The organism is Pseudomonas sp. H26/SER47-MNA-CIBAN-0231 (assembly GCF_040310465.1).
GTDB classification, from domain to species: Bacteria; Pseudomonadota; Gammaproteobacteria; order Pseudomonadales; family Pseudomonadaceae; genus Aquipseudomonas; species Aquipseudomonas atacamensis.
In genome coordinates this window covers 67,462-92,639 of record NZ_JBEOPW010000010.1, presented here as the reverse complement: position 1 = coordinate 92,639, position 25,178 = coordinate 67,462, and the positions used below count along the sequence as shown (strand labels likewise).

Genomic DNA, 25,178 nt, shown 5'->3' with positions numbered 1-25,178 from the left:
CAAGGGAGAGACACTATGTACTTGACGCCTCAGCACGTATTGCTTGCCGGAGCCACCGGACTGACCGGTGAACATCTGCTCGACCGTTTGCTCAACGAGCCAACGATTACCCGTGTCCTCGCCCCTTCACGCCGGCCGCTGGCCGAGCATCCGCATCTGGAAAACCCGGTCGGTGACCCGCAGGCGTTTCTGCCGCAGCTCAGTGGCCGGGTCGATATCGCCTACTGCTGCCTCGGTACCACGATCAAACAGGCCGGCTCCGAAGAAGCCTTTCGCGCAGTGGATCTGGACATGGTCGTGGCGTTCGCCAAGCGCGCCCGGGAGATGGGCGCACGGCACCTGATCGTGATCAGTGCGATTGGCGCCGATCCGAATTCCTCGGTGTTCTACAACCGGGTCAAGGGTGAAATGGAACAGGCCCTGCGCGCGCAGAACTGGCCGCAGCTGACCATCTGCCGACCTTCGCTGCTGCTTGGCGAACGCACCGAGCCACGGCTGGTCGAGCAACTCGCCGGGCCGTTGTCGAAGCTGATTCCGGGCAAATACCACGGCATCGAAGCGTGCCAGTTGGCGCGAGCGATGTGGCGCCTGGCGCTGGAAGAACAGGATGGGGTGCGGGTGATCGAATCGGATGAGCTGAGGAAGCTCGGCAAATAATCCATCCGCCCATGATGATCGTTCCCACGCTCTGCGTGGGAATGCAGCCATGGACGCTCTGCGTCCTAAAAAGCGTGACGCGGAGCGTCACAGGATGCGTTACCACGCAGAGCGTGGGAACGATCAGTCGCTACAATCCACCAGTCGCTTGAAAACCTACGCCAATCACGGTGAGCAACGACAACGGCAACAACAGCGTGTCGAGCAACGCGCTGGCCGGCAGGTCCACTCCCGGATAGCTCGGCGCTTCGGCACCGAACCGGTCCATCGCACAGCAGCCGCCGTTCAACGCATACAAATCCAGGCGCGTCCCGGCGTACACCACCGGTGCGCCGGGTTTGGCTGCATCCAGCGTGCGCACGGTAGCGCATCCAGCCAATTGCAGCGCCAGCACAAGCACCAGCAGCTTATTCATCGCTGCTCAGGTGATGCTCGCCCCAACGCGGCAGCATGTCCTGCGGGATGCCGAGCAGATTGAGGATCCGCGCCACAACGAAGTCGATCAGGTCATCGATGGTCTGCGGCTGGTGATAGAAGCCCGGCGAGGCCGGCAGAATCGTCACGCCCAGATTCGACAGCTTGAGCATGTGCTCCAGATGAATGCTCGAGTACGGCGCCTCGCGCGGCACCAGAATCAACTGACGGCGCTCTTTCAGGGTGACGTCCGCCGCGCGCTCGATCAGGTTGTTGCAGGCGCCGGTGGCAATCGCCGACAGCGTGCCGGTCGAACACGGCACCACGACCATGGCTGCCGGCGCGCCGGAGCCGGAGGCTACCGGCGACATCCAGTCTTCCTTGCCATACACGCGAATCTGCCCGGCAGCGGCGCCGGTGTATTCGGTCAGAAAGGCCTGCATCATCTGCGGTTTGTTCGGCAGGGACACGTCGGTCTCGGTGGCCATTACCAGTTGCGCAGCCTTGGAGATCAGGAAGTGCACTTCGCGATCCTCGCGCACCAGGCAATCGAGCAGGCGCAAACCGTACTGCGCGCCCGAAGCACCGGTCATCGCCAGGGTGATGCGTTCCGGGCCACCGGCCTGGGAAAAACTGTTCATTGCAGTGCCTCGGCGAGCTTGCCGTGCAGGCCGCCGAAGCCGCCGTTGCTCATGATCACCACGTGCGTGCCGGGCTGCGCCTGGCTCTTCACGCGTTCGATGATGCCTTCCAGCGAATCGCTGACGATTGACGGCACGGTGCACAGGGCAGCGGTCGCGCCAAGGTCCCAGCCGAGGTTGGCCGGGGCATACCAGATCACTTGATCGGCATCGACCACGCTGTCCGGCAGACCGTCACGGTGGGCGCCGAGCTTCATCGAATTGGAGCGCGGCTCGATGATCGCAATCAGCGGCGCGTCGCCGATGCGTTTGCGCAGGCCGTCGAGGGTGGTAGCGATGGCGGTCGGGTGATGGGCAAAGTCGTCGTAAATGGTGATGCCGCGCACCTCGGCGACTTTCTCCATGCGTCGTTTGACGTTCTTGAACGCGCTCAACCCGGCGATGCCCATCGACGGCACCACGCCAACATGACGCGCGGCGGCCAGAGCAGCCAGGGCGTTGGCGACGTTGTGTTGACCGGTCAATTCCCACTCGACGGTGCCTTGGGACACGCCTTCGAACATCACTTCGAACGCCGAGCCGTCCTCGCTGAGCAGCTTGACCTGCCACTGACCGCCGGCGCCGGTGGTTTGCACCGGGGTCCAGCAACCCATCTCGATCACGCGCTGCAACGCTGGCTCGGTGGTCGGGTGGATGACCAGACCTTCGCTCGGGATGGTGCGCACCAAGTGGTGGAACTGACGTTCGATGGCCGGCAGATCAGGGAAGATGTCGGCGTGATCGAATTCAAGGTTATTCAGGATCGCGGTGCGCGGACGGTAGTGGACGAACTTCGAGCGCTTGTCGAAGAACGCGCTGTCGTATTCGTCAGCCTCGATCACAAAAAACGGCGTACCGCCCAGGCGTGCCGACACCGAGAAATTCTGCGGCACGCCGCCGATGAGGAAACCCGGGCTCATCCCGGCGTGTTCCAGCACCCAGGCAAGCATGCTGCTGGTGGTGGTCTTGCCGTGGGTACCGGCAACGGCCAGCACCCAGCGACCTTGCAGCACATGGTCAGCCAGCCATTGCGGGCCGGAGACGTACGGCAGGCCTTTGTTCAGCACATATTCCACCGCCGGGTTGCCACGGGACATGGCATTACCGATCACCACCAGATCCGGCGCCGGATCGAGTTGCGCCGGGTCATAACCCTGCGTCAGCTGAATGCCCTGGGCCTCGAGCTGTGTGCTCATCGGCGGATAGACGTTGGCGTCGGAGCCGGTGACGTGATGGCCCAGCTCTTTGGCCAACACCGCCATCGAGCCCATGAAAGTCCCGCAGATACCCAGAATATGAATGTGCATAGTCGACCTCGTAAAACATGGCCGCAGGTTAGCGTAGGGAGGGGGAAATGGCACTCTTTAGCTGAAGGATGGAGACGGGTTGGCGGCTACATCTGCGCACGGCTTCAGACCGCAGCCCCTCACCCCAGCCCTCTCCCGAGGGAGAGGGAGCCGATCTCGGTCGCTTTCAAATTTTTAGTTCGGCTCGATATTTCAGGTCGGCGTAAATCGCCAAAACACCTCGGTCAGTCCCCTCTCCCTCTGGGAGAGGGTTAGGGTGAGGGCTTTCAGCTGACACGCCGCTCAATTCCGTGTTTACGCAGTTTTCTATAAAGGGTGTTGCGGCTTACGCCCAGTTGCTGCGCTGTATGGGTCATGTGCCAGCGCGTCTGCTCCAGCGCATTGAGCAATGCAAGACGCTCGGCGTCGTCCAGTGGCTGGGCGGCGATCTGCGCCGCCACCACCGCCGGCCGCGCCTGCCGAATCATCACCGGCAAATCCTCAACGCCGACCCGCCCGCCATCACACAACGCCGCCAGCGTACGCAGGACATTGCGCAACTGCCGCACATTGCCCGGCCAGTTGAATGCGAGCAACGCCTGCCGCGCCGCTTCGTCGATCAGGATCGTTTCACCCCCTGCCTCCTCGGCCAGGAGAAAGTCCAGCAACTGCGATTTATCACTGCGCTCGCGCAACGCCGGCAACGCCACTTCCAGCCCGTTCAAGCGGTAATACAGGTCTTCACGGAAACTGCCGTCCTCGACCCGCTCGAGCAAATTGCGGTGCGTCGCACTGATGATGCGCACGTCCACCGCTTGCGGCTCGCCGCCAATCGGCACCACTTGCCGATCTTCCAGCACACGCAGCAAGCGCGTCTGCAACGCCAGTGGCATATCGCCGATTTCGTCGAGGAACAAGGTGCCGCCATCGGCCTGTTGCAGCTTGCCGCGCATGCCGTCCTTGCGCGCGCCGGTGAAGCTGCCGCCGCGATAGCCGAACAGTTCGCTCTCGATCAGGCTTTCCGGAATGGCAGCGCAATTGAGTGCGACGAAGGCGTTACCGCAGCGCTGGCTGGCCTGGTGCACAGCCTTGGCGAACGCCTCTTTGCCCGAGCCGGTTTCGCCGTTGATCAACAGCGGCACGTCGCGCTCGAACACGCGCAGGGCTTTGCGAAATTCCGCCTGCAACGCTTCATCGCCGAGGCAGATGCCGGACAGGCGTGGCGCTGGAGTAGCGATTGGCGCTGGAACAATGGCTGTCGGCTTGCGCGATTCGCCGCGCAACACGGCAAACAGATGCCGGCCATCACGGGTGCGCAGTGGCCAACTGGCACTGGCGTTGGCGCTCGCCCGCCCGAGGAGGTCATCCAGCGAACAATCGAAAAACGCTTCCACCGGTTTACCGAGCAAACCACCGCGAATATGCCCGAGCAGGTTCAGCGCGCTCTGGTTGACTGCGCTGATCCGCCCTTCGCCGTCAAACGCCAGCAGCCCTTCGCTGAACAGGCCGACGGACTCGGCCTGCAGATGGAAACGCAGCAACCACTGATTGTCGAAACAGCGCAGGAAGTAACAGCTCTCGATCATCTTCGCCGACAGATTGACCAGCGCCATGGTGTGGAACTGGCTCTGCCGCGAGACGTCCGGCCGCGCCGAAGACACATCGAGTACCGCCAGCAATTCACCATGGGGATCGAACACCGGGCTCGCCGAGCAGGTCAGCCCGGTGTGGCGGCCGCGAAAGTGTTCGTCCTGGTGAATGGTCAGCGTCTGACGCTCCACCAGGCAGGTACCGATGCCGTTGGTGCCTTCGCAGGCTTCGCTCCAGTCAGCGCCGAGCCAGAGACCGGCGCGCTCGAAAATCTTCCGTTCGGCCGGCGCGGTGACGCAATTGAGGATCACCCCACGCGCATCGGTCAGCAGCACCGCGTGGCCGGCACCGGAGAGTTGCTGATGCAGGCTGCTCATCTCGGTGCCGGCGATTTGCAGCACTTGTTGCAGACGTTCGCGACTTTCCAGCACTCGGCCATGCTCGAGCACGGTCGGCGCCATGGTCACAGAAGGATCGAGGTGGTAGTCCTCAAGGCAACGCAGCCACGAACGGGCGATCGATGGATCGGCGCCGGGGCCGTGCAGGTGCGGTTTGCCCTGGGTGACGGTGAGAACCTGGCGGGCATGGCGACTCAAATGGTTGTCGTGCATTTCTTATTGTTCTCCCCGGGGCGCGATGGCCCAAAGCATGAGGTGACGCCCAGCATCCTCCAGCGGCTCCGGCAATGCAATGCTGGCAAGACCGCCCGGTCACGGGCTGTGCCGCAAGCGGTACAAACTGTCACCCGTGCTGTACCGATACCGTCACAGCACCACTCCACTCGTCCGAGACAAACCGGCCAAGCCCTTGATTTGCCTGACCTGCACGGCAGTGGCCCGAGCCTTGCTCTACGCTTATAGCAAGCGCACTTGCGCGTTTCTCTAATAAGTACAAAGCCAAGGAGAACATCATCATGCGTTACGCCCACCCCGGTACTGACGGCGCCAAAGTCTCGTTCAAGAGCAAGTACGGCAACTACATCGGCGGCGAGTTCGTCGCGCCGGTCAAAGGTCAGTACTTCACCAATACCTCGCCAGTCAATGGCCAGCCAATTGCCGAATTCCCTCGCTCCACCGCCGAAGACATCGACAAGGCGCTGGACGCTGCCCACGCCGCCGCCGATGCGTGGGGCGCCACTTCGGTGCAGGCGCGCTCGCTGATCCTGCTGAAAATTGCCGACCGCATCGAAGAAAACCTCGAACTGCTGGCGATCACCGAAACCTGGGACAACGGCAAAGCTATCCGTGAAACCCTCAACGCCGACATCCCCCTGGCCGCTGACCATTTCCGTTATTTCGCCGGTTGCCTGCGCGCTCAGGAAGGCAGCGCTGCGGAAATCGACGGTAACACCGTGGCCTACCACATTCATGAACCGCTGGGCGTGGTCGGCCAGATCATTCCGTGGAACTTCCCGCTGCTGATGGCCGCGTGGAAACTTGCGCCAGCGCTGGCCGCCGGTAACTGCGTGGTGCTCAAGCCTGCCGAGCAAACCCCGCTGGGCATCTGCGTGCTGATGGAGCTGATCGGCGACCTGCTGCCGCCGGGTGTGCTCAACGTCGTGCAGGGCTTCGGTAAAGAGGCAGGCGAAGCGCTGGCGACCAGCAAGCGCATCGCCAAGATTGCCTTCACCGGCTCGACCCCGGTCGGCTCGCACATCATGAAATGCGCGGCGGAAAACATCATCCCATCCACCGTGGAACTGGGCGGCAAGTCGCCGAACATCTTCTTCGAAGACATCATGCAGGCCGAGCCGAGCTTCATCGAGAAAGCCGCCGAAGGCCTGGTACTGGCGTTCTTCAACCAGGGCGAAGTGTGCACCTGCCCTTCCCGCGCACTGGTGCAGGAATCGATCTATGACGAATTCATGCAGGCCGTGATGAAGAAAGTCAGCCAGATCAAACGTGGCGACCCGCTGGACACCGAGACCATGGTTGGCGCCCAGGCGTCGGAGCAGCAATTCGACAAGATCCTCTCGTACCTGGAAATCGCCAAGGGCGAAGGCGCGGAGCTGCTGACCGGCGGCAAGGTGGAAAAACTCGAGGGCAGCCTGGCCACCGGATATTACATCCAGCCGACCCTGCTCAAGGGCACCAACAAGATGCGCGTGTTCCAGGAAGAAATCTTCGGCCCGGTGGTGAGCATCACCACCTTCAAGGATGAAGCCGAAGCCCTGGCGATTGCCAACGACACCGAGTTCGGCCTCGGCGCCGGCCTGTGGACCCGCGACATCAACCGCGCCTACCGCATGGGCCGGGCGATCAAGGCCGGTCGCGTGTGGACCAACTGCTACCACCTCTATCCGGCGCATGCCGCATTCGGCGGTTACAAGAAGTCCGGCGTCGGGCGTGAAACCCACAAAATGATGCTCGACCATTATCAGCAGACCAAGAACCTGCTGGTGAGCTACGACATCAATCCGTTGGGATTCTTCTGATCCAGACGGGGTGAGGCAGGTGTTTCCTGCTTCGCCCTCTGGAGTGTCTTCGCGAGCAGGCTCGCTCCCACAGGTGATTCATGGTCGTACCCAATCCCCTGTGGGAGCGAGCCTGCTCGCGAAAGCGTTGTGCCATTCAACCCAATGGCCTGGCTGTAGCCGGGCCAATAAAACAATAAAAATGGTGAACCCTATGCCAAGCGAATCCCCGGCCGGCGCTCCGGCGACCGGCTCCTCCGTCGACTTCGAAAAAGTCGGCACCGATTATTTCCAACAACGCGAACTGAAAAAAGGCGCCGCCGGCTGGGTCCTGCTGGTCGGCCTCGGCGTCGCCTATGTGATTTCCGGCGACTACGCCGGCTGGAACTTCGGCCTCGCCCAGGGTGGCTGGGGCGGCATGTTTCTCGCCACGCTGCTGATGGCGACCATGTACCTGTGCATGTGTTTTTCCCTGGCCGAATTGTCGTCGATGATTCCCACCGCTGGCGGCGGCTACGGTTTCGCCCGCAGTGCTTTCGGACCGTGGGGCGGGTTTCTCACCGGCACCGCGATCCTCATCGAATACGCCATCGCCCCCGCTGCCATCGCGGTGTTCATCGGCGCCTACTGCGAGTCGCTGTTCGGCATTGGCGGCTGGATGATTTATCTGGCGTTCTACATCATCTTCATTGCCATCCATATTTTCGGGGTCGGCGAAGCGCTCAAGCTGATGTTCATCATCACCGCCGTCGCCGCGCTGGCGCTGGGGGTGTTTCTGGTGGCGATGGTGCCGCACTTCGACGTCGCCAACCTGCTCGACATCCCGGTGACCACTGCGGTCGGCGCCAGTGCGTTTCTGCCGTTCGGCTATGTCGGCGTATGGGCGGCAATTCCCTATGCGATCTGGTTTTTCCTTGCCGTTGAAGGCGTGCCATTGGCCGCCGAAGAAACCAAAAACCCCAAGCGCGATCTGCCGCGTGGCCTGATCGGGGCAATGCTGGTGCTGCTGATGTTTGCCCTGCTGATTCTGATCGTCGGTCCCGGCGGCGCCGGTGCGAATTCGCTGCTGACGTCGGGTAATCCACTGGTCGAAGCACTGAGCAAAGCCTACGGCGGCTCGACGTGGATGGGCAGCTTCGTCAATCTCGTCGGCCTGGCGGGGCTGATCGCCAGTTTCTTCTCGATCATCTACGCCTACTCGCGGCAGATCTTCGCGCTGTCGCGGGCCGGTTACCTGCCGCGCAAACTGTCGCAGACCAACAAAAGCAAGGCGCCGGTGCTGGCCCTGGTGATTCCCGGCATCATCGGCTTTGGTCTGTCGCTGACCGGCCAGGGCGACCTGCTGATTCTGGTCGCGGTGTTCGGCGCTACCATTTCCTATGTGCTGATGATGGCCGCGCACATCACCCTGCGCATCCGTCGCCCCAAAATGGACCGGCCGTACCGCACGCCGGGTGGCATTTTCACCTCGGGTGTGGCGCTGGTATTGGCCTGCATCGCCGTGGTAGCGGGCTTCCTCGTCGATCCACGGGTGGTGATCGGCGCAGCGATCATCTATGGAGTGTTAATTGCTTACTTTGCTTTCTACAGTCGGCATCACTTGGTAGCGGGCACGCCGGAAGAAGAATTCGCGGCGATTCAAAAAGCTGAACAAGCCTTGCACTGATTGTCGAAAACCACGGCGCAGACGCATCTGCGCCGTCACGGAGAACGCTGAATGGCCAGTTTTGCTCACACGGTCGGGGCGCAGACTTACCGCTTCGACAGCCTCAAAGACGTCATGGCCAAGGCCAGCCCCGCCCGCTCGGGGGATTTTCTCGCCGAGATCGCCGCGCTCAACGACGGCGAACGGGTGGCCGCGCAAATGGCCCTGGCGGACATCCCGCTCACCCACTTCCTGCAAGAAGCGCTGATTCCCTACGAAGCCGATGAAGTCACCCGGCTGATCATCGACACCCACGACAAGCAAGCCTTCGCCGTGGTCAGCCACCTCACCGTTGGCGGCTTTCGCGACTGGCTGCTCAGTGATGCGGCGGACGAAACCAGCCTGCGCGCCCTCGCCCCCGGCCTGACCCCGGAAATGGTCGCCGCCGTGTCGAAAATCATGCGCGTGCAGGATCTGGTGCTGGTCGCGCAGAAAATCCGCGTGGTCACCCAATTTCGCGGCACCCTCGGTTTACGCGGGCGCCTGTCGACCCGCCTGCAACCCAACCACCCGACTGACGAGCCGTCCGGCATTGCCGCGAGCATTCTCGACGGCCTGCTCTACGGCAACGGCGATGCGATGATCGGGGTCAACCCGGCCACCGACAGCATCGCTTCGATCTGCGCGATGCTGGAAATGCTCGACGCGATCATCCAGCGCTACGACATCCCGACCCAGGCCTGCGTGCTGACCCACGTCACCACTTCGATCGAGGCGATCAACCGTGGCGTGCCGCTGGATCTGGTGTTCCAGTCGATTGCCGGCACTGAGGCAGCCAATGCCAGTTTCGGCATCAACCTCAACGTGTTGCAGGAAGGTTATGACGCCGGGCTCAGCCTCAAGCGCGGCACCCTCGGGCAGAACCTGATGTATTTCGAAACCGGTCAGGGCAGCGCGCTGTCGGCCAACGCCCACCACGGCATAGATCAACAGACTTGCGAGACAAGGGCCTACGCCGTGGCGCGACATTTCAAGCCGTTCCTGGTGAACACCGTCGTAGGATTTATCGGCCCGGAGTACCTCTACAACGGCAAGCAGATCATCCGCGCCGGCCTCGAAGACCACTTCTGCGGCAAGCTGCTCGGTGTGCCGATGGGCTGCGACATCTGCTACACCAACCACGCCGAAGCCGATCAGGACGATATGGACACCCTGCTGACGTTGCTCGGCGTCGCCGGGATCAACTTCATCATGGGCATCCCCGGCTCCGACGACATCATGCTCAATTACCAGACCACTTCGTTTCACGACGCCTTGTACGCCCGCCAGACCCTGGGCCTGAAACCGGCGCCGGAGTTCGAACAATGGCTGGCCAACATGGGCATCTTCACTCAGGCGGACGGCAAGGTTCGCTTCGGCAACAACCTGCCGCCGGCCTTCCGCCAGGCCTTGGCGCACTTGGGATAAGTCTTATGGAAAAACCACCGATCGATCCGCAAAACCCCTGGCTGGAACTGCGCCGCCTGACCCCGGCACGCATTGCCCTGGGCCGCACCGGCACCAGTCTGCCGACGCGGGCACAGCTGGATTTTCAGTTTGCCCACGCCCAGGCCCGCGATGCCGTGCACCTGGCCTTCGATCACAGCGAAATCCGCGCACAACTGAGCGAGCGCGGGCGGGAAACCCTGGCGCTGCAAAGCGCCGCGCCGGACCGACACACCTACCTGCAACGCCCGGACCTGGGGCGCAAGCTCAGCGATGAATCGGCGCAGACCTTGCGCGACTACGCCAGCCAACATCCGGGCGGCGTCGATCTGGTGATGGTCGTCGCTGATGGCCTGTCGGCACTGGCGGTGCATCGCCACACCCTGCCGTTCCTGACGCGCCTGGAAGAGCAGATGAGCGGCGACGGCTGGTCCGTGGCACCGGTGGTGCTGGTCGAGCAGGGTCGCGTCGCCATCGGTGACGAAATCGGCCAGTTGCTAGGGGCGAAAATGGTGGTAATGCTGATCGGCGAGCGCCCGGGCCTGAGTTCGCCGGACAGCCTCGGGCTGTATTTCACCTACGCGCCAAAGGTCGGCCTCACCGACGCATATCGCAATTGCATTTCCAATGTCCGGCTTGAAGGTTTGAGCTACGGCATGGCGGCGCATCGCTTGCTGTATCTGATGCGCGAGGCCTGTCGGCGGCAGCTGTCGGGGGTCAACCTAAAGGATGAAGCTCAGCTGCACACATTGGAGGCGGACGACGCTGTCGATATGAAAGGCAACTTCCTGCTCGATCCACCGCCAGCCTGAACCGTTTCCGCATTGCCTTTCTGCGCTGCTTTCAGGCAGGATCGACGCACGGCCGCCCGGGTTTCCCATCGCCGTCAGAGCAGTTGAAGACAGCCACTTGAAGACGAGACCTATCATGCGGATTATTCAAGCGACCCTCGAACATCTGGATTTGCTGACTCCTTTGTTCGTCAAATATCGCGAGTTCTACGGCTCCCTGCCTTACCCGGATTCCTCCCGCGCGTTCCTCGAGAAGCGCCTGCGCCGCAAAGAGTCGGTGATCTATCTGGCCCTGGCCGACGATGACGACAAGAAACTCATGGGCTTCTGCCAGCTCTATCCGAGCTTTTCATCGCTGTCGCTCAAACGCGTGTGGATTCTCAACGATATCTACGTTGCCGAAGATGCGCGCCGGCAACTGGTCGCCGACAACCTGATCCGCACCGCAAAGAAAATGGCCAAGGAAACCCAGGCCGTGCGCATGCGCGTCTCGACCAGCGCGAACAACGAAGTGGCGCAGAAAACCTACGAATCGATCGGCTTCAAGGAAGACACCGAGTTCAAGAACTACGTACTGCCAATCAGCGACGAGCTCTGACTCCAACGGCTTCGGTGATGAGGGAGTTCGCTCCCTCGCCACGGCCGCCCCTTCCCTGACAATTGCTCACTTCGCGACACTCCCCGCTACAAAACCGGCGCGCTTTTCAGCGGTCAGACCGTATAATCCCGATCTTTCCGGCTTGTAAGAAAAACTACACCCCGCTGTAGGCTTACACGAAGTCATCCGCACAGGCCTGCCGAGTCGGGCCGTCATACAGGTGCCCCCATGGATTTCAACCCGCTCGACCTTATCCTGCATCTCGATGTGTACCTCGATTTGCTGGTGAACAACTATGGGCCATGGATCTATGCCATCCTGTTTCTGGTGATCTTCTGTGAAACCGGTCTGGTGGTAATGCCGTTCCTGCCGGGTGACTCGCTGCTGTTCATCGCTGGCGCAGTGGCGGCCGGCGGCGGCATGGATCCGGTGCTGCTCGGTGGCCTGCTGATGCTGGCGGCGATCATGGGCGACAGTACCAACTACGTGATCGGACGCACGGCCGGGGAGAAGCTGTTCAGCAACCCGAACTCGAAAATCTTCCGTCGCGACTACCTGCAAAAAACCCACGACTTCTACGACAAGCACGGCGGCAAGACCGTGACCATGGCGCGTTTCCTGCCGATCATCCGCACCTTCGCGCCGTTCGTCGCGGGCGTGGCGCGGATGCCGTACCCGCGTTTCTTCGGCTTCAGCGTGCTCGGCACCATCCTCTGGGTCGGCGGTCTGGTCACTCTGGGTTACTTCTTCGGCAACGTGCCGTTCATCAAGAAAAACCTCTCGCTGCTGGTGGTGGCAATCATCCTGCTGTCGCTGGTGCCGATGATCATCGGCGTGGTGCGCAGCCGGTTCGGCGGCACCAAAGTGCAATCGCACTGAACCGATGTGGTCACTGAGCGCCTGGCGACGCCGGCGCCTCCTGGCCAGGCACCCGATTGCCGACGACCTGTGGCAACGGGTGCGCCATCAGCTCTCCTTCCTCGACGGCATCAGCGCAGCCGAAGACCAGTGGCTGCGCGAAGCCTGTGTGCTGTTTCTCGACGACAAACACCTGACCGCCCTGCCCGGCGTCGAACTGCATCAGGAACAGCGCCTGCTGCTCGCCGCGCAAGCACAGTTGCCGTTGCTGCATCTCGGTGATCTGAATTGGTACCAGGGTTTCCACGAAATCGTGCTGTACCCGGATGACTTCCTCAGCCCGCAACGTCATCGCGATGCCAGCGGCGTCGAGCATGAGTGGGATGGCGAACACAGCGGCGAAGCCTGGCAACAGGGGCCGGTGATTCTCGCCTGGCCCGGCGTACAGGCCAGCGGTGGCTGGGAAGGCTACAACCTGGTGATCCACGAACTGGCGCACAAGCTCGATATGCTCAACGGCGACGCCAACGGCCTGCCGCCACTGCACACCGACATGCGCGTGCGCGACTGGGCCGAAGTGATGCAGGCCGCCTACGACGACCTCAACCGCCAGCTCGACCACGATCCCGACGCCGAAACCGCCATCGATCCCTACGCCGCCGAGAACCCGGCGGAGTTCTTCGCCGTCACCAGTGAATACTTCTTCAGCGCCCCGGATCTGCTGCATGAGGCTTATCCACAGGTCTACTTGCAACTGCAGCTTTTCTACCGGCAGGATCCGTTGGGCAGACTGCGGCAACTTCAGGCCACAGACCCGGTCTATCAGGCGCACGACTAAGCTCTGCACGACTTCTGGTACGTGGCGTCGGCGTAGGAATGTGCCTATAATCGCCGCCACTTTTTGGTCAATCCGGCCAAGTGTTTTTGGTCAACTACGGGGGCAACGCCCAATGAGCTACAGCAAGATTCCGGCTGGCAAAGACCTGCCGAACGACATCTACGTCGCGATCGAGATCCCGGCCAACCACGCGCCGATCAAATACGAAATCGACAAAGACAGCGATTGCCTGTTCGTTGACCGTTTCATGGCCACCCCAATGTTCTACCCGGCCAACTACGGTTACATCCCGAACACCCTGGCTGACGACGGTGATCCCCTCGACGTGCTGGTCGTGACTCCTTACCCGGTTGCTCCAGGCTCGGTAATCCGCGCCCGTCCGGTCGGCATCCTGAACATGACCGACGACGGCGGCGGCGATGCCAAAGTCATCGCAGTGCCCCACGACAAGCTGTCGCAGCTGTACGTCGACGTGAAGGAATACACCGATCTGCCACCCCTGCTGATCCAGCAGATCGAGCACTTCTTCGCGAACTACAAGGATCTCGAGAAGGGCAAGTGGGTCAAGATCGAAGGCTGGGCCGGCGCAGACGCCGCCCGCGAAGCGATCACCAAGTCGGTTGCCGCCTACAAGGGCTAAGCCATTGCGCTTTGCGTGACGCTCGAAAAAAACCCCGGATTTCCGGGGTTTTTTGTTATTGGCGTCTGCATAATCGACTCGGTTGTTCAGGTCGATGTAACTCGAAATACACCTTGGTCGGCCCCCTCTCCCTCCGGGAGAGGGTTGGGGTGAGGGGCTCTTGAAAAAGCCCGATTAAACAACGCGTTTAAATTCCTACATGCAGTTTTAATCTGTTTAATTTCCCACAAGTACGTCTTACATCCCGTCGCAAAATACAGGCTTTTTTTGAACGCCCGGTTTATTCAAACCGCTCTAGTCCGGCCGTAGACTCCGTGTTTATGAGAAAGAACACTAGCGGTCCACGATTCAAGGCACTCCTGGAAGCAGCGAACATCAGCACCACGGATTTCGCAAGGTTCTGGGGCACGGAAGCCCAAAACGTTCATAACTGGTACACCCGGGGCGTCCCGGCGTATCGCATGGAAGAAGTCTCACGCCTGTTGTCGGTCAATAGTGAATGGCTGAAAACCGGGGAAGGCGTCAAGGAGGTCGCGCGCCTGCACCCACCCGCCAGCAACGGCGACACGTTCGATGCCCAGTCCATCTACGGCGTCTACACCGTCATCAATCCCAGCGACATCGACCTGGCATTTTTCAAGGAAACCCCGATCGCCAACGGCGACGGCAAAACCCACGTCATCCTCGACCCCGACCAATCCCTGCGCCTGCCCCGCGCCCACCTCGATCAACTCGACATCCAGCACGCCAACGCCATCTGCGCGCACATGATAGGCAACAGCATGGCCGATCGCATCGAAGACGGCTCCATCGTCGCCATCGACCGCGGTCTGACCCAGGTCGTCGACGGCGAAATCTACGCCGTAGAGCACGACGGCATGCTGCGCATCAAATACCTGCACCGCATGCCCGGCAACGGCTTGCGCATGCGCAGCCACAACAGCGCCGAATACCCCGACGAGGTCTTCCGGCCGGCGCAGATCGAAGAGCAGCGGATTCACATTCTTGGCTGGGTGTTCTGGTGGTCGACACTGGGCAAGCGCCGGCCGGTGGTGCCGTTTCTATGACAGTTCACTCGAATCTGTGGGAGCGAGCCTGCTCGCGAAGAGGGCCCTGATAACCGGTACAAATCCAGGATTTGTACTGCTTCAGTCGCTCTAAACCGCACTTGAGGCTGGGAATCCAAAGCAAAACTCAGTATCCTGCGCCCCACATTCGCGCATCGACCCGCCCAGCGGCTCGGATGACGCCCGACGCGGCAGACCAACGTCTGACCAAGTCCCACAGCCGGACGCAGATCCGGATGTACGTTTTGAAGGCTGGCGCGGTTTACCAAAAATAAACCAAGCCAGTCCCCGAGAAGCCGGCCACAAGCCGGCTTTTTAATGCCTGCAAAAAGGCTACGCCTCTCGCTTGGAAGGAATCGAACAAGCTGGGCACCACTGTTCCGAAACGCTTCACAAGGAAGTTAAAACGTGCGATTCGCCCCTCGTTTCACACTGCTTGGACCGGTCATCCTGATCGCTGCGATGAGTTTTTATCTCTCAGGCTGCGTCGGTGCCATCGTGGCTTTGCCTGAGAAAACCACACTCAGAACTGACGAGTACAAAGCTCTAAGTGCTCGTTCGCTCACGCCAGCGATTACCCGAACCGCGCAATCAGCGCCTACCCGTGAATGGTGTGGCATCACGGTTTGGGCGTTGATCATTCCTGTTCCGCTGAAATTGCCCGTGTGTACGTCGTATTCCGAGCAGTCCTTTGGCAGTGACGAGTCCGGCAATGAAATTGTTTTGCTCTATTCAAAACAAACGGTGCCGTCGCCGTTCTACGCCTGCGGGCCGTTCATGATGCTGGGGCCGATTGTGCATGGTTATCAGGGCAACGCGCTTTGCGGCGTTTTTCCTGATTAGCCGGATTCACGGATAACTGAACGACTTCACCAACGTCAGCTCCCCCGCCGTCCGCATCGGCACTACAAACGTCTCCATCTTCTCGCTCGGTGTGCCTTCTTCAGTAATCACCGTCACCTGCGCCGTGGTCAGCGCCTGCACCGCTTCATCCCCACCTTCATCATCCCCGCGATATCCGCCGCCGTAATAATTCACATACACCAGATATTGCCCTTTGATCGGCGCGGGCATGGCGGCGATTTCCGGGCCGTAGCCGGTGGTGACGTCGACGTCGAGGGCGGCGCCGTTGGCGGCGCTGCGGTTGCCGTACCAGATGTGGGCGCCATCGGGGGTGATCAGGTGCAGGTCGAGGTCGGTGCCGTCGCTGTCCCAGGCCAGCAGCACGCGCAGTTTGGCCGGGGTGGCGCCGCCGCGGGCGTTGAGGAATTGCGTGCGGTGGCGTTGCTGGCCGTCGGCGCTGCGCACTTCGACGCTGTTGCTGCCGTTGGGGAAGGAGAACGGGCGATCGAAGCCGCCGGCGGGGTCGATTTTCAGCGGCATGCTGACGCCGTTGACGATCAGGCGGCCGGGTTCGTTGTTCTTCGGCACGGCTTTGATCTGGCCGCTGATTCTGGCGGTATTGGCCTGGCCAAGCGGTGTGTTGACCGACGAGGCCGGGTAGTTGACGGTCTGGCGAAAGCTCTCGCCCTCGCCTTGCGGAGCGCCGCTGCGCCAGCCGCCCACCGGGGTGTCGAGTTTGACGCCATCGGCGGCGAACGCTTGCGGCAGTACGTTGAGGGCACAGAGCAGCAGCAAGACCTGTGGATAACGGAGTGTCATGGTCTATTCCAGCAAAAGGTGACGGGCGAGCCCTTCGATGTAGGTTTCATCCTGGCCGTTGGGGTGTGCTTCGAAGGCCAGGTGCAGATATTCATGAGTCAGGTCGAGGCGATCCTGCAGGGTCAGTACGCCGCGCACGTAAATGCGCTGGCGTTCGCGGTCGACGAAGGGTCGGCCGAAGGCGAGTTTGCATACGGCGAAAGTGCTGACTTCGTTGTAGCCGGTTTCGCTTTCAAGCCTCGGACGCCAGCCGCGTCGCTGCTTTTGCAGCCAGTCTTGCGCGGCGGGCAATGCTTCGCAGGAGGCGACCGGGTTGTCCCAACGGCTGAGGCTGGCGCGTGGATAGGCGTGCAGCAGAATCGCGTCGAAACGTTGGCCGGCGTTCGCTTGCTCGACGGCTTGCTGCCAGGCGAGTTTGTCCGGGCCGGGCTGGTCGGAGTGATAGGTGACGGTGCTGCCAGCCAGTACCAGGTCCGCCGTCCACGCCGCGATGTTGCGTGACTCGGCCGAGGCTGGACGCGGGGCGACGCGCTGGCGATTGCTGCTGTCGTCGATGCTCAGGCAGTCGCCGTTGCGCGTGGCGTTTTGCAGCAGATAAGTGCGGATCGCTACGGCCAGCGCCTTGGCGGCTTCGGCGGGTTGCGGTTTGGCTTCGCGCTCAAGAACGCGGGCGACATATTCTTCGCGATCAAGCCTTGCGACGAGTTTGTCGTTGAGCAGAAACAATTCGCCATCGCTGTGGATGTCCAGCGCGTTGCCGTTGGCGAATTCGACGCGGTAGTCGCCGCGCAATGGCCCCGACGTGGCAACACGATCTCCGGCCAGAACTTTCGACACCGGGTATTTCGAGAACAGCCCGACTTGCACACAACGCCCCGTGTCCGCTGGCCACGCCGTCGGCAACACGCTGGCCAGCGCCTGAGCGTAATGGCGCAGAACCATTTGACTGGTACCGCGTCCACCCGCCCAGACCGGTGCGCCGTCGGCGCTCCAACCGGCGAATCCACCTTGCCGCGATAGTGCATCCTGGTCGCCGAGCCAGCTCCAGGTCTTCACCCGCAGGCGTCCGCCCAACTCGCCGACAACATTGCCGTCCGCCGCGTTCAGCACGACATCGAGCAGCACGCGGCGCATCTGTTCCTGCGCTGGCAGCAACGCCAGAACGCTCAATAACTCGGCAACCGAAACCCTTGTTGCCGGTTGCACGGCTGGCAAATCCAGCAACCACGACGGCGCTTGCCGCGCCTGCCAATACGCTCGCCAATCCGTCGCTGCAATGCCCAACCGCGCCGGTTCGAAATACAGACCGCAGGACTTCACCAGTGCCTGATCCCGCTCGATCTTGCCGCCCGCCGAGCAGCAATAAACTTCTTCTCTGGACTGCCCGCGACATTCATACGCCGGTTCCCGTGCACCGGTATCCACCAGCCACGCGTAGACGAACAACTTCCACAGACTGCCCAGCGGCGCATCCAGCGACGCTGGCAACGGTTCGCGCTTGATCAGTTGCGTCTGACTCAACGACAACAACTCACCCTGATAGGCCACGCGCAACGGCTCATCCTGCGCTGTCGCCAGCGCAGGCATCACACTCATCAGCAGCCACAACAGCGGCCGGCGCATGTCAGTTGACCGTGACCTGACCGAGGGCGGCTTTCGCCTCCTGGGCCTGATGCTGCGGTGCATACACCTGCTTGAAGCGTACCGGTGGCAGGTTGAACTGCCCCTTCTGCGAGAAGCGCACCAGATGACGCAGGCGCAACTCGCCACTCAGCGCGTCGATCGGCACCGCGTATGCCAGTTGTCCCGGTTCGAAACGCGCCTTCTCCAGCGCGGTCGGTTCGGTGCCGTCCTTGCCCTGCAACTTGATGCCCCACGTCGTGCGCTCGACATCCGCGCCCGGTGGCAGCGGCACTTCAAGCATGCCGTAGCGCAGCGGTTTCGCTGCCTTGCTGGTGAGGATCACCTCGTCCAGGTACAGGCTGTCGCTGGACAACGGTTTAGTGCCGACCGGCTCGAGTTTGAAGGTGAACGCTTCGTCGCCCGGCACCAGACGCGACAGGCGCCGGGTGATAGTCACGGCCATCGGATCGACCTGCGGCTGTTGCGTCTGGAAGCTCAGCGCTGCACGCAGCGGCCGCTCTTGCGCGCCGGACACGCTCAGTACGTTCGGCAAAGGCGTCGCGCCTTGCCATGTCCAGTACATCTCGCCGCTGGCGCCGTGGTTTTTCTTCCAGCCTTCACCCGGCATCAGCGCGATGGTCGGCGAAGCCTGAGCGATGCTGCGTTGCAGCCAGGTCAGCGCCAGTGCACGTTCCAGCGTCGATTGCTGCGGCAACAGGCGTTGCAGCAACGCCGTCGCACGGGCCTGATCAAACGGTTGCAGCGACAGGTTCAGCGCTTCAACGAAGGGCTGCGAGCTGACCGCAAGACGTTGTTGCGCTGCGCCCAGTTGCCGATTGAATGCCTCAGGCAAAGCAACTTTCGCCTGTGAGGCCAACGATGCAGTGAGTACCCGCGCCGCCGCCAGACAGAGCGCCGAATCCGGGTCGTTCATCACCAGACTGTCCTGGCCGTCGTCGAGCAAGGTTTCGGCAGCGCCTTCACCGGCCTTGGCCAGATCGTCGATCAAACCGCTGAGCAGCGTGTTCACTGGCAGCTGCATCTGTTTGGCGAACGACAGAATCAGCGCCCGTTGCAGCAATGGCGTATTCGGCGCCTGCTTGGCATAAACCTCCAGCACCCGCTGCCAGTGCTCCGGCGGCAGGGTCAGGTCGAGTACGCGGCTGGCATTCCAGTCGGCGTAATAGGCATAGGCGGTGAGAAATGCATCCGGCTCGCCGTCGTAGCCCCACCAGGTGAAGCTCGCCGACGGCCCGGCCATTTGCACCAGGCGCAGACGACTGTTTTGCATGATCAGGCGCAAGCGATCGCGAATCTGCGGGTTCGACGCCAGCGATGGATAAGCGATGCTTAGCGGCAGCAAGCGACTGGCCGTCTGCTCGACGCCGCCGTACGGGTAGCTCAGCAGATCATCGAGGGCGGAACGGAACAGCGCTTGCGGACTGTCATCCAGACGCAGGCGGATATCCGTGGCATCCGCCGGCAAACTCAAGGGTGTGTCGCCGCTGACCACATCGAGACTTTGCGTTTGCGTGACTTGCCAGCCTTCACCGGTGGCACTCAAGCGCACAGCCAGGGCATCGGCGACTTTGCCGTCCTGCACCAACTCCGCCGTCCACTCGCCAGAGGCCAAAGCGAACGCCGGCAGTGGCAGGTAATTGATGCCGCTGTTCAGGGTCACCGGCAGACGTTGTTCGGTACCGGCATAGTGAGTCACCAGTTCCGCCTTGACCGGTTTCTCTGCCTGACTGAAAGCGAACACGCCCAGTTGCGGCTGATCGCCCTTGCGGAATCTGCTCGGCCCGCTCCACTTCAGGTATAGCGGTTTTTCCGAACGGACAAACTGCTTCTTCTGCCCGACCTGACCGTCATCGGCAATCGCCCGCGCGGTGATGCGCCAGCGGGTCAGCGAGTCCGGCATCTTGAAGGTGAAGCGGGTTTTGCCGTCGGCGCCGGTCAACAACTCCGGCTGCCATGCAGCGGTGTCGACGTCTTCACGGCGCGGACGCTCAAGCACTTTCACGCCGCGCTCGCTGCGATTGGCCTTGCCCGGTGCGCCGGGGCTGCCCGGCAATGCCACGTCGTAGCTGATGAATGACAGGCTGGCACTGGTGCGCACGTTGTTGCGCCGTGGGTGATAGAAGAACTGGTCGATGCTCGGCGCGACTTCCGGTTGCAGCGCGTAGACCATTTCGTCGACCACGCTGACCGTCAGATGCGCCGGAACCGCTTTGCCGGCGAACTGCGTGGTGAGGTCGACCGTGACCGTATCGCCCGGCAGGTACACCGCTTTGTCGGTGCTGATCGCCACGTCGATTTGCGGCGCGACCACTTTGATCCCGGCGTTCTGGAAACTGTACTGACCGCCCTTGGTGTAGAGCACGGAGAAGGTCAGGTTCGGCGCGAAGTTGTCTTTCACCGCAATGCGCGCGCGGTATTGGGTGTCGCTGAGTTTTTCCAGCTTCAACCAGTCAGCGCCCTTGGCCAGCAGCGCAGTGGCCTCGACCTTGTCGCGCTCCAGCGACAGCAGTGCATCGCTGACCGGCTCAGGGAAGGTGATCAGCGCCAGCGCTTCTTCGCCCGCCTTGTACTCGGGCTTGTCGAGGACGATTTCCACGGTACCCGGCACCGCTTTCACACCGTCGCCGGTGACCGAATGGCCGGTGGCGCCGAGGACGCGACCGTGTTGATCCTTCAGCGTCAGGTTGTAGGTGCCCGGACGTTCGAAGGCGAGGCTGAAGCCTTTATTCGTTGCGGCGAGTTTGCCTTCGCCGGTGCTCTGATCTTCCAGGCGCACCCAAGCGTAGCTGCTCGGCGTTACGGCTTTGCTTTGTTCGGTGCCACCCTCATTCGCGTAGCTGAAGGCAACCTTGTCACCGACCGCGCTGAAACGCTGCGGCGCGCTCAAGCGGAAACTCGCCGCGCCACGGTCGATGAGGATTTCCTTGGTGGTCTTCACCCGATAAGCCGCGCCGTCGCTGGCAAACACGGTGAGCATGTAGCGGCTTGGCTTGTCGGCGGCTGGCAGATCGAGGGTCGCGTTGCCCTTGCTGTCGGTGGTCAGTTCGGTGCTGGTCAGTTCCACCGGGAATTGCCCGAGGTATTGCAGCTCGTTGTCGACCATCGACAGTTGCTGGGCGCGCAGGCTCAGGCTCAATTTGGCGTTGGCCACCGGTTTGCCGTCCGGGTAGAGCAACACCAGACTGCCTTTCACCGGCTCACCGGTACGGTAATCCTGCTTGGCCAGATTCAGCGAGATTTCGAAGTGCGGCTTGATGTATTCAGCCACACGGAAAGCACTGCTGTAGGCCTGCTCCTTGTAGTTGAAACGGATCTCGTAACCACCGGCCACGGCGTTATCCGGCAACTGGAAACGGCCCTGAGTACCGGCCTTGGAATCCAGTTTCAGATCGAGGGTCTGCAATTCGGTCCCCGTGGCATCAAGCACGCTGACACTGACATCCGCCGCGCCCGGCAGCACCGAATCACGGGCATTCTTGAACTCGCGACCGACGATTTTCAACGACACCCAATCGCCCGGACGATACAGCGGCCGGTCGGTGAAGGCGTAAAGTTTGGTGTCGTAGATTTCGCTGTCGTAGTAGAAGTTTTCCGAGACGAACACGCCGCCCTCTTCGTCCTCGCCGATGACGAACGAGCGCTCCGGGCTGACGTGTTTCAGGCGCAGCAGACCTTCGGCATCGGTAGCACCGCTGCTCATCACGCCGAGGCCATCGGTCCACAGCACATTGACCTTCGGCACAGAACTGCCTTCGTGTTTGCGCGCGGCCCAGACCAGCAGTTCATCACCGGCAATCTTGCTTACCGCGACGGTGTTGGAGACGAAAACCATGGTGGTCGCGCGGTACTTGCCGATCAGCGCTTCAACCAGATACAGCCCCGGCTTCAGGTTACCCAGCGGGATGTAGACGTTGCCCGGCGCGACGCTGACGAAGTCGCTGGACGAGCCGGCCAGATTGACCCCGGCCGGCGGCTGGATAGGCTTGGCCTGCCACAGCGGATAACGGAACTGGCTGACCACCGGCAAACCCGGGATCAGCGCGAATTGCGGCTGCGCGTCGTACGGCGTCGGCGCGACCATGGCCTCGCCCATTTTCAGCTCCGGCACTTCTTCGGTGACCTGCTTGCGCGACTCGTAGGAGAACGCACGCTGCATCACCCGCCGGGATTTGCGATACCAGTTGTCCCACAGATAGGCGAGGGTGTTGGACAGACCTTCGCCCTTGAACTGGCCGTCGCTGACGACGCGATGCAGGTTCTTCTGGCGCTTGAGGAAATCCAGCGGCTTGTCGATGCGATACACGCGAATGTCGGCGCCGCCGTACGGTTCCATGCGAAAGCGCCGGTAGTCACGACCCGGGGCTTCGAGGCGGACCATCGCCGGCTCGTCGCTGGCAAAACTGCTGTCGGCGAGCAGGAAGAAACTCTCCCCGGCCACCGGCGTGTAATTGCTCGGCTCCACCGAGTCTTCGGCATTGACCCAGGAAAACGGCAGCAACAACGCCAACAGCAAGGAAATTCGCGAACAGATACGCAACATGCGGGCACCGGTCATTGGGAGAGAAAGTTCAGTCGATAGACGCCGATGAAGTTGGGGTTGGCTGCGTCGGGTATCCATCGGGTGTCCTTCCATGTCATGAGTTGCTGCAGGCTTGCCGAACGCATGCCGTTGTCAGTGGGGGTGGTGGTGCCGGTGTGATAGGCGATGTAGCGGCCCATCCAGATCATCAGGTGCTGGTCGTCGCCCTGATCGAAAAACATCAGGTCACCGGGCCGCGCCTGCGCCACATCGCGGCCGACCAGGTGGCTGTTGAACTGAATCAGTTTGATCGCGTTGACGTACGGCCCGACCTTGCCGCCGCCCTGTTGCCACTGTTGCGCGAGCTTGCGTTGCTCGTTGCTCAGCGTCAGTTCCGGCGGCAGATAGCGATTGGACAGACCATTGCTGCGCAGCCATTTGTCGTCATGGACTTTCAGCGCTTCGTTGGCGGCAAAGCGCACCAGACCGGCGCAGTCCTGCTGATACCAGCGCGGGCTCGGGCCCTGGCTCAATTGCTCTTGAGCAATACGCACAAACCAGGCGCGAAACACTTGGGATTGCGCCGGGTCGAGCGCTGGAGCTTCAACTGCACGGGCGCCTGCGCTCAGCAGCAACGCAAGCAAGCCGAGGCTGCGGATCAGTGCGTTCACAGCGCTTTCCATTCCAGCGGCAGCCATTGCCAGTGGCCGTCAGGCTCGCTGCCTTCGGGCAAGGTCAGGGCATATTTGCCGTAGCCGCCAAGTGTGCGCAGTTTTGGTATCAGGTAGGTTTGCGCAGCGTTATAAAACACCGGTTCCATGTCCTGCGGCAGGCTGTCGAGGGTTTCGCGCTGCATCAGTTGCGCCATCGCGTCCGGGCCGAAGTAGATCGGCATCAGTACATCTTTTGGCAAAACGTCGGCCATCGGCGGGAAGCGCTTGTCGAGGGTGCCGAGGGCTTTGTCGACGAGTTTGTCGTCGAGGGAGAACAGCAGCGTCGAGCCATGACGGGCGAGGCTGACTTTCATGAACGCCTTGCCGGAAATCGCCTCCGGGTTTTCAGCGGTCTTCGCCGCGTACGGACCGAAACTGGAACTGACCTGACGCTGCCAGACGTGGCTCTGGCCCTCCTGCTTGTCGATCACCGGGAATACGCTTTCGGCGACGTTGGCTTCGAACGCGCCGACCATCGAACCGAACAACTTGCCCAGATCACCATCAAGCTTGCTGCTGTCCCCGTCTTTGAGGCTGGCGACCAGCAATGGCGTGTACAGCCGCGAATCGGCGTACCAGCACAGGCCCGCCGCGCCAGCGACATGTTCGGTGAGCGCCTGCGCCACCGTTTCTTCGGCGCCGAGCTTGATCAATATCGGCTTCTGCGGTTCGGCCGCCACTGGCAGGGTCACGCAAGCGCTCGCCCCCAGCGGCATCGCCTGCCAGACCGGTTTGAAATCGAAGTCCGGCTGGTTTTCCAGTTCATCCATGGCCAGATAGCTGTGCCAGCCCTTGTCGTCCATGTCGAAACGCAGGCCGGCGAAATTCGGAATGAAGCGCTGATAGCCCATGGCGAGGACGCTGGAATTGACCGACAGGCGCTGCTTGGTTTCCGGGTTTTTCGCTGGCAAGCCGAACGCTTCGGGGAAGAGTTTTTCACCGTTGAGCAACGCCGCCAGCGCTTGCGCGGAAACGCGGCCCGACTCTTCCGAGACGTTGCTCTCGGGGTCGTAGTACTTGACTGGATTGGACAGCACCACCAGTTTGTCGCCGCGCGACGCGAACAGCAGTGATTTACTGGCGTTATAGCTGAGTTGATACAGCGGCACGTCATCGCCGCCGACTTTGAGAGTGCCGAACACGCTGAGCTGGGTGTCATCCAGCGCCACTTTCGCCAATGGCTCGAGCAGCTTGGCCAACCCGCCGCGATCCATCACCAGCAGGAAATCCTTCAAACGACCATCGGCGCCCCGCCACAGCGCAACATCGGCCGGTTGATCAAAAAGCTGCTCGATCAGGCTGTCCTGCAACTTCAGGTCATGCTCGTAGATGATCCGCCGCAGGCTGCCGATCAGGCCGAGGCGGTCGGCGTGGGTTTCGTAATAGAAGACGAAATCCTCGGTGAGCGTGGCCTTGAGGAACGGCACCGCCAGCAGGTCCTTGGGCAACTGGCTCAGTGAACGGGTTTCGAGCAAGGCGTCTGGACGGCCGAGGCCGAGCTTGTCACTGGCAAGGGCCGCCGGCGGCGCTTTGGGCTTGAGCAGCAGCCAGCCAAAACCGCCCGCCACACCGGCCACCAGGCACAGGCCGAGCACGACCAGCGGCCAGCGCCGCGAAGGTTTGGCCGCCGGTGTCGCGGCAGCTGGAGTCACAGTGTTATCGCTCATGTTCACAACAT

The 25,178-nt window shown here is 61.7% G+C and carries 20 protein-coding genes; 11 read left to right on the top strand and 9 right to left on the bottom strand.

Annotation, left to right across the window (positions count from 1 at the left end):
- Window positions 1-15 precede the first annotated feature (15 nt).
- The gene (locus tag AAEZ10_RS16760) at window positions 16-657 is read left to right on the top strand and encodes an oxidoreductase (RefSeq protein ID WP_016773010.1); all 642 of its coding nucleotides are present in this window, start codon (window positions 16-18) and stop codon (window positions 655-657) included.
- Between the two features lie 130 nt (window positions 658-787).
- Here AAEZ10_RS16760 and AAEZ10_RS16755 read toward each other — a convergent pair whose 3' ends face one another.
- From AAEZ10_RS16755 to AAEZ10_RS16740, 4 genes are all read right to left on the bottom strand, one after another.
- Entirely contained in the window at window positions 788-1,072 is a 285-nt protein-coding gene (locus tag AAEZ10_RS16755) for a YceK/YidQ family lipoprotein (RefSeq protein ID WP_024014461.1), read from the bottom strand.
- A complete protein-coding gene (gene ubiX / locus AAEZ10_RS16750; protein WP_071173708.1) occupies window positions 1,065-1,712 on the bottom strand; it encodes a flavin prenyltransferase UbiX in 648 nt (215 codons plus the stop codon). The genes AAEZ10_RS16755 and ubiX overlap by 8 nt, the downstream gene beginning before the upstream one ends.
- Window positions 1,709-3,058 carry a UDP-N-acetylmuramate:L-alanyl-gamma-D-glutamyl-meso-diaminopimelate ligase gene (gene mpl / locus AAEZ10_RS16745; RefSeq protein ID WP_016773007.1) on the bottom strand — a complete coding sequence of 450 codons (1,350 nt, stop codon included), beginning with the start codon at window positions 3,056-3,058 and terminating at the stop codon, window positions 1,709-1,711. The genes ubiX and mpl overlap by 4 nt, the downstream gene beginning before the upstream one ends.
- Window positions 3,059-3,324: 266 nt before the next feature.
- Entirely contained in the window at window positions 3,325-5,238 is a 1,914-nt protein-coding gene (locus AAEZ10_RS16740; RefSeq protein ID WP_350570153.1) for a sigma-54-dependent Fis family transcriptional regulator, read from the bottom strand.
- Window positions 5,239-5,540: 302 nt separating this feature from the next.
- On the opposite strand from AAEZ10_RS16740, the gene exaC reads away from it, so the two are divergent.
- The 10 genes from exaC (at window position 5,541) to AAEZ10_RS16690 (ending at window position 15,805) form a co-directional block, all read left to right on the top strand.
- Window positions 5,541-7,061, top strand: a complete 1,521-nt coding sequence (gene exaC, locus AAEZ10_RS16735; protein ID WP_110646090.1) for an acetaldehyde dehydrogenase ExaC — start codon at window positions 5,541-5,543, stop codon at window positions 7,059-7,061.
- A gap of 193 nt (window positions 7,062-7,254) precedes the next feature.
- The gene (gene eat, locus AAEZ10_RS16730; protein ID WP_016773005.1) at window positions 7,255-8,706 is read left to right on the top strand and encodes an ethanolamine permease; all 1,452 of its coding nucleotides are present in this window, start codon (window positions 7,255-7,257) and stop codon (window positions 8,704-8,706) included.
- Between the two features lie 51 nt (window positions 8,707-8,757).
- Window positions 8,758-10,152, top strand: coding sequence for an ethanolamine ammonia-lyase subunit EutB (locus AAEZ10_RS16725; protein WP_024014467.1), 1,395 nt, complete (start codon window positions 8,758-8,760; stop codon window positions 10,150-10,152).
- Between the two features lie 5 nt (window positions 10,153-10,157).
- Window positions 10,158-10,982 carry an ethanolamine ammonia-lyase subunit EutC gene (gene eutC, locus AAEZ10_RS16720; RefSeq protein WP_350570150.1) on the top strand — a complete coding sequence of 275 codons (825 nt, stop codon included), beginning with the start codon at window positions 10,158-10,160 and terminating at the stop codon, window positions 10,980-10,982.
- A gap of 115 nt (window positions 10,983-11,097) precedes the next feature.
- Window positions 11,098-11,559, top strand: coding sequence for a GNAT family N-acetyltransferase (locus AAEZ10_RS16715; RefSeq protein ID WP_016773002.1), 462 nt, complete (start codon window positions 11,098-11,100; stop codon window positions 11,557-11,559).
- Window positions 11,560-11,787: 228 nt separating this feature from the next.
- Window positions 11,788-12,438, top strand: coding sequence for a DedA family protein (locus AAEZ10_RS16710; RefSeq protein ID WP_016773001.1), 651 nt, complete (start codon window positions 11,788-11,790; stop codon window positions 12,436-12,438).
- A gap of 4 nt (window positions 12,439-12,442) precedes the next feature.
- On the top strand, window positions 12,443-13,255 hold the full coding sequence (locus AAEZ10_RS16705) for a M90 family metallopeptidase (protein WP_122750925.1): 813 nt from the start codon (window positions 12,443-12,445) through the stop codon (window positions 13,253-13,255).
- A gap of 112 nt (window positions 13,256-13,367) precedes the next feature.
- Entirely contained in the window at window positions 13,368-13,895 is a 528-nt protein-coding gene (ppa, locus tag AAEZ10_RS16700) for an inorganic diphosphatase (protein WP_003205933.1), read from the top strand.
- A 320-nt stretch (window positions 13,896-14,215) separates the two neighbouring features.
- Window positions 14,216-14,962 (top strand): S24 family peptidase, encoded by a 747-nt coding sequence (locus tag AAEZ10_RS16695; protein ID WP_038860948.1) that lies wholly within the window; start codon window positions 14,216-14,218, stop codon window positions 14,960-14,962.
- Window positions 14,963-15,370: 408 nt separating this feature from the next.
- Complete coding sequence (locus AAEZ10_RS16690; protein WP_225914394.1) at window positions 15,371-15,805, top strand: hypothetical protein; 435 nt, start codon at window positions 15,371-15,373, stop codon at window positions 15,803-15,805.
- A 6-nt stretch (window positions 15,806-15,811) separates the two neighbouring features.
- Here AAEZ10_RS16690 and AAEZ10_RS16685 read toward each other — a convergent pair whose 3' ends face one another.
- Genes AAEZ10_RS16685 through AAEZ10_RS16665 form a run of 5 tightly spaced genes read right to left on the bottom strand, consistent with a single transcriptional unit; the run spans window position 15,812 to window position 25,167 of the window.
- Window positions 15,812-16,624, bottom strand: coding sequence for a YfaP family protein (locus tag AAEZ10_RS16685; RefSeq protein WP_110646086.1), 813 nt, complete (start codon window positions 16,622-16,624; stop codon window positions 15,812-15,814).
- Window positions 16,625-16,627: 3 nt separating this feature from the next.
- Window positions 16,628-18,247, bottom strand: coding sequence for a DUF2300 domain-containing protein (locus AAEZ10_RS16680; protein ID WP_350570146.1), 1,620 nt, complete (start codon window positions 18,245-18,247; stop codon window positions 16,628-16,630).
- 1 nt (window position 18,248) lies between these two features.
- Complete coding sequence (locus tag AAEZ10_RS16675) at window positions 18,249-22,823, bottom strand: alpha-2-macroglobulin family protein (protein WP_350570144.1); 4,575 nt, start codon at window positions 22,821-22,823, stop codon at window positions 18,249-18,251.
- Window positions 22,820-23,470, bottom strand: a complete 651-nt coding sequence (locus tag AAEZ10_RS16670) for a DUF1175 domain-containing protein (protein WP_350570142.1) — start codon at window positions 23,468-23,470, stop codon at window positions 22,820-22,822. The genes AAEZ10_RS16675 and AAEZ10_RS16670 overlap by 4 nt, the downstream gene beginning before the upstream one ends.
- A complete protein-coding gene (locus AAEZ10_RS16665; protein WP_350570140.1) occupies window positions 23,455-25,167 on the bottom strand; it encodes a DUF2138 domain-containing protein in 1,713 nt (570 codons plus the stop codon). Before AAEZ10_RS16665 ends, AAEZ10_RS16670 begins: the two co-directional genes overlap by 16 nt.
- Window positions 25,168-25,178 lie beyond the last annotated feature (11 nt).

What these genes read in the sequence shown, in the direction of transcription:
- AAEZ10_RS16760 (WP_016773010.1), top strand. Translation starts at nt 16, where the DNA reads ATGTACTTGACGCCTCAGCACGTATTGCTTGCCGGAGCCACCGGACTG.
- AAEZ10_RS16755 (WP_024014461.1), bottom strand. Translation starts at nt 1,072, where the DNA reads ATGAATAAGCTGCTGGTGCTTGTGCTGGCGCTGCAATTGGCTGGATGC.
- ubiX (WP_071173708.1), bottom strand. Translation starts at nt 1,712, where the DNA reads ATGAACAGTTTTTCCCAGGCCGGTGGCCCGGAACGCATCACCCTGGCG.
- mpl (WP_016773007.1), bottom strand. Translation starts at nt 3,058, where the DNA reads ATGCACATTCATATTCTGGGTATCTGCGGGACTTTCATGGGCTCGATG.
- AAEZ10_RS16740 (WP_350570153.1), bottom strand. Translation starts at nt 5,238, where the DNA reads ATGCACGACAACCATTTGAGTCGCCATGCCCGCCAGGTTCTCACCGTC.
- exaC (WP_110646090.1), top strand. Translation starts at nt 5,541, where the DNA reads ATGCGTTACGCCCACCCCGGTACTGACGGCGCCAAAGTCTCGTTCAAG.
- eat (WP_016773005.1), top strand. Translation starts at nt 7,255, where the DNA reads ATGCCAAGCGAATCCCCGGCCGGCGCTCCGGCGACCGGCTCCTCCGTC.
- AAEZ10_RS16725 (WP_024014467.1), top strand. Translation starts at nt 8,758, where the DNA reads ATGGCCAGTTTTGCTCACACGGTCGGGGCGCAGACTTACCGCTTCGAC.
- eutC (WP_350570150.1), top strand. Translation starts at nt 10,158, where the DNA reads ATGGAAAAACCACCGATCGATCCGCAAAACCCCTGGCTGGAACTGCGC.
- AAEZ10_RS16715 (WP_016773002.1), top strand. Translation starts at nt 11,098, where the DNA reads ATGCGGATTATTCAAGCGACCCTCGAACATCTGGATTTGCTGACTCCT.
- AAEZ10_RS16710 (WP_016773001.1), top strand. Translation starts at nt 11,788, where the DNA reads ATGGATTTCAACCCGCTCGACCTTATCCTGCATCTCGATGTGTACCTC.
- AAEZ10_RS16705 (WP_122750925.1), top strand. Translation starts at nt 12,443, where the DNA reads ATGTGGTCACTGAGCGCCTGGCGACGCCGGCGCCTCCTGGCCAGGCAC.
- ppa (WP_003205933.1), top strand. Translation starts at nt 13,368, where the DNA reads ATGAGCTACAGCAAGATTCCGGCTGGCAAAGACCTGCCGAACGACATC.
- AAEZ10_RS16695 (WP_038860948.1), top strand. Translation starts at nt 14,216, where the DNA reads ATGAGAAAGAACACTAGCGGTCCACGATTCAAGGCACTCCTGGAAGCA.
- AAEZ10_RS16685 (WP_110646086.1), bottom strand. Translation starts at nt 16,624, where the DNA reads ATGACACTCCGTTATCCACAGGTCTTGCTGCTGCTCTGTGCCCTCAAC.
- AAEZ10_RS16680 (WP_350570146.1), bottom strand. Translation starts at nt 18,247, where the DNA reads ATGCGCCGGCCGCTGTTGTGGCTGCTGATGAGTGTGATGCCTGCGCTG.
- AAEZ10_RS16675 (WP_350570144.1), bottom strand. Translation starts at nt 22,823, where the DNA reads ATGACCGGTGCCCGCATGTTGCGTATCTGTTCGCGAATTTCCTTGCTG.
- AAEZ10_RS16670 (WP_350570142.1), bottom strand. Translation starts at nt 23,470, where the DNA reads ATGGAAAGCGCTGTGAACGCACTGATCCGCAGCCTCGGCTTGCTTGCG.
- AAEZ10_RS16665 (WP_350570140.1), bottom strand. Translation starts at nt 25,167, where the DNA reads ATGAGCGATAACACTGTGACTCCAGCTGCCGCGACACCGGCGGCCAAA.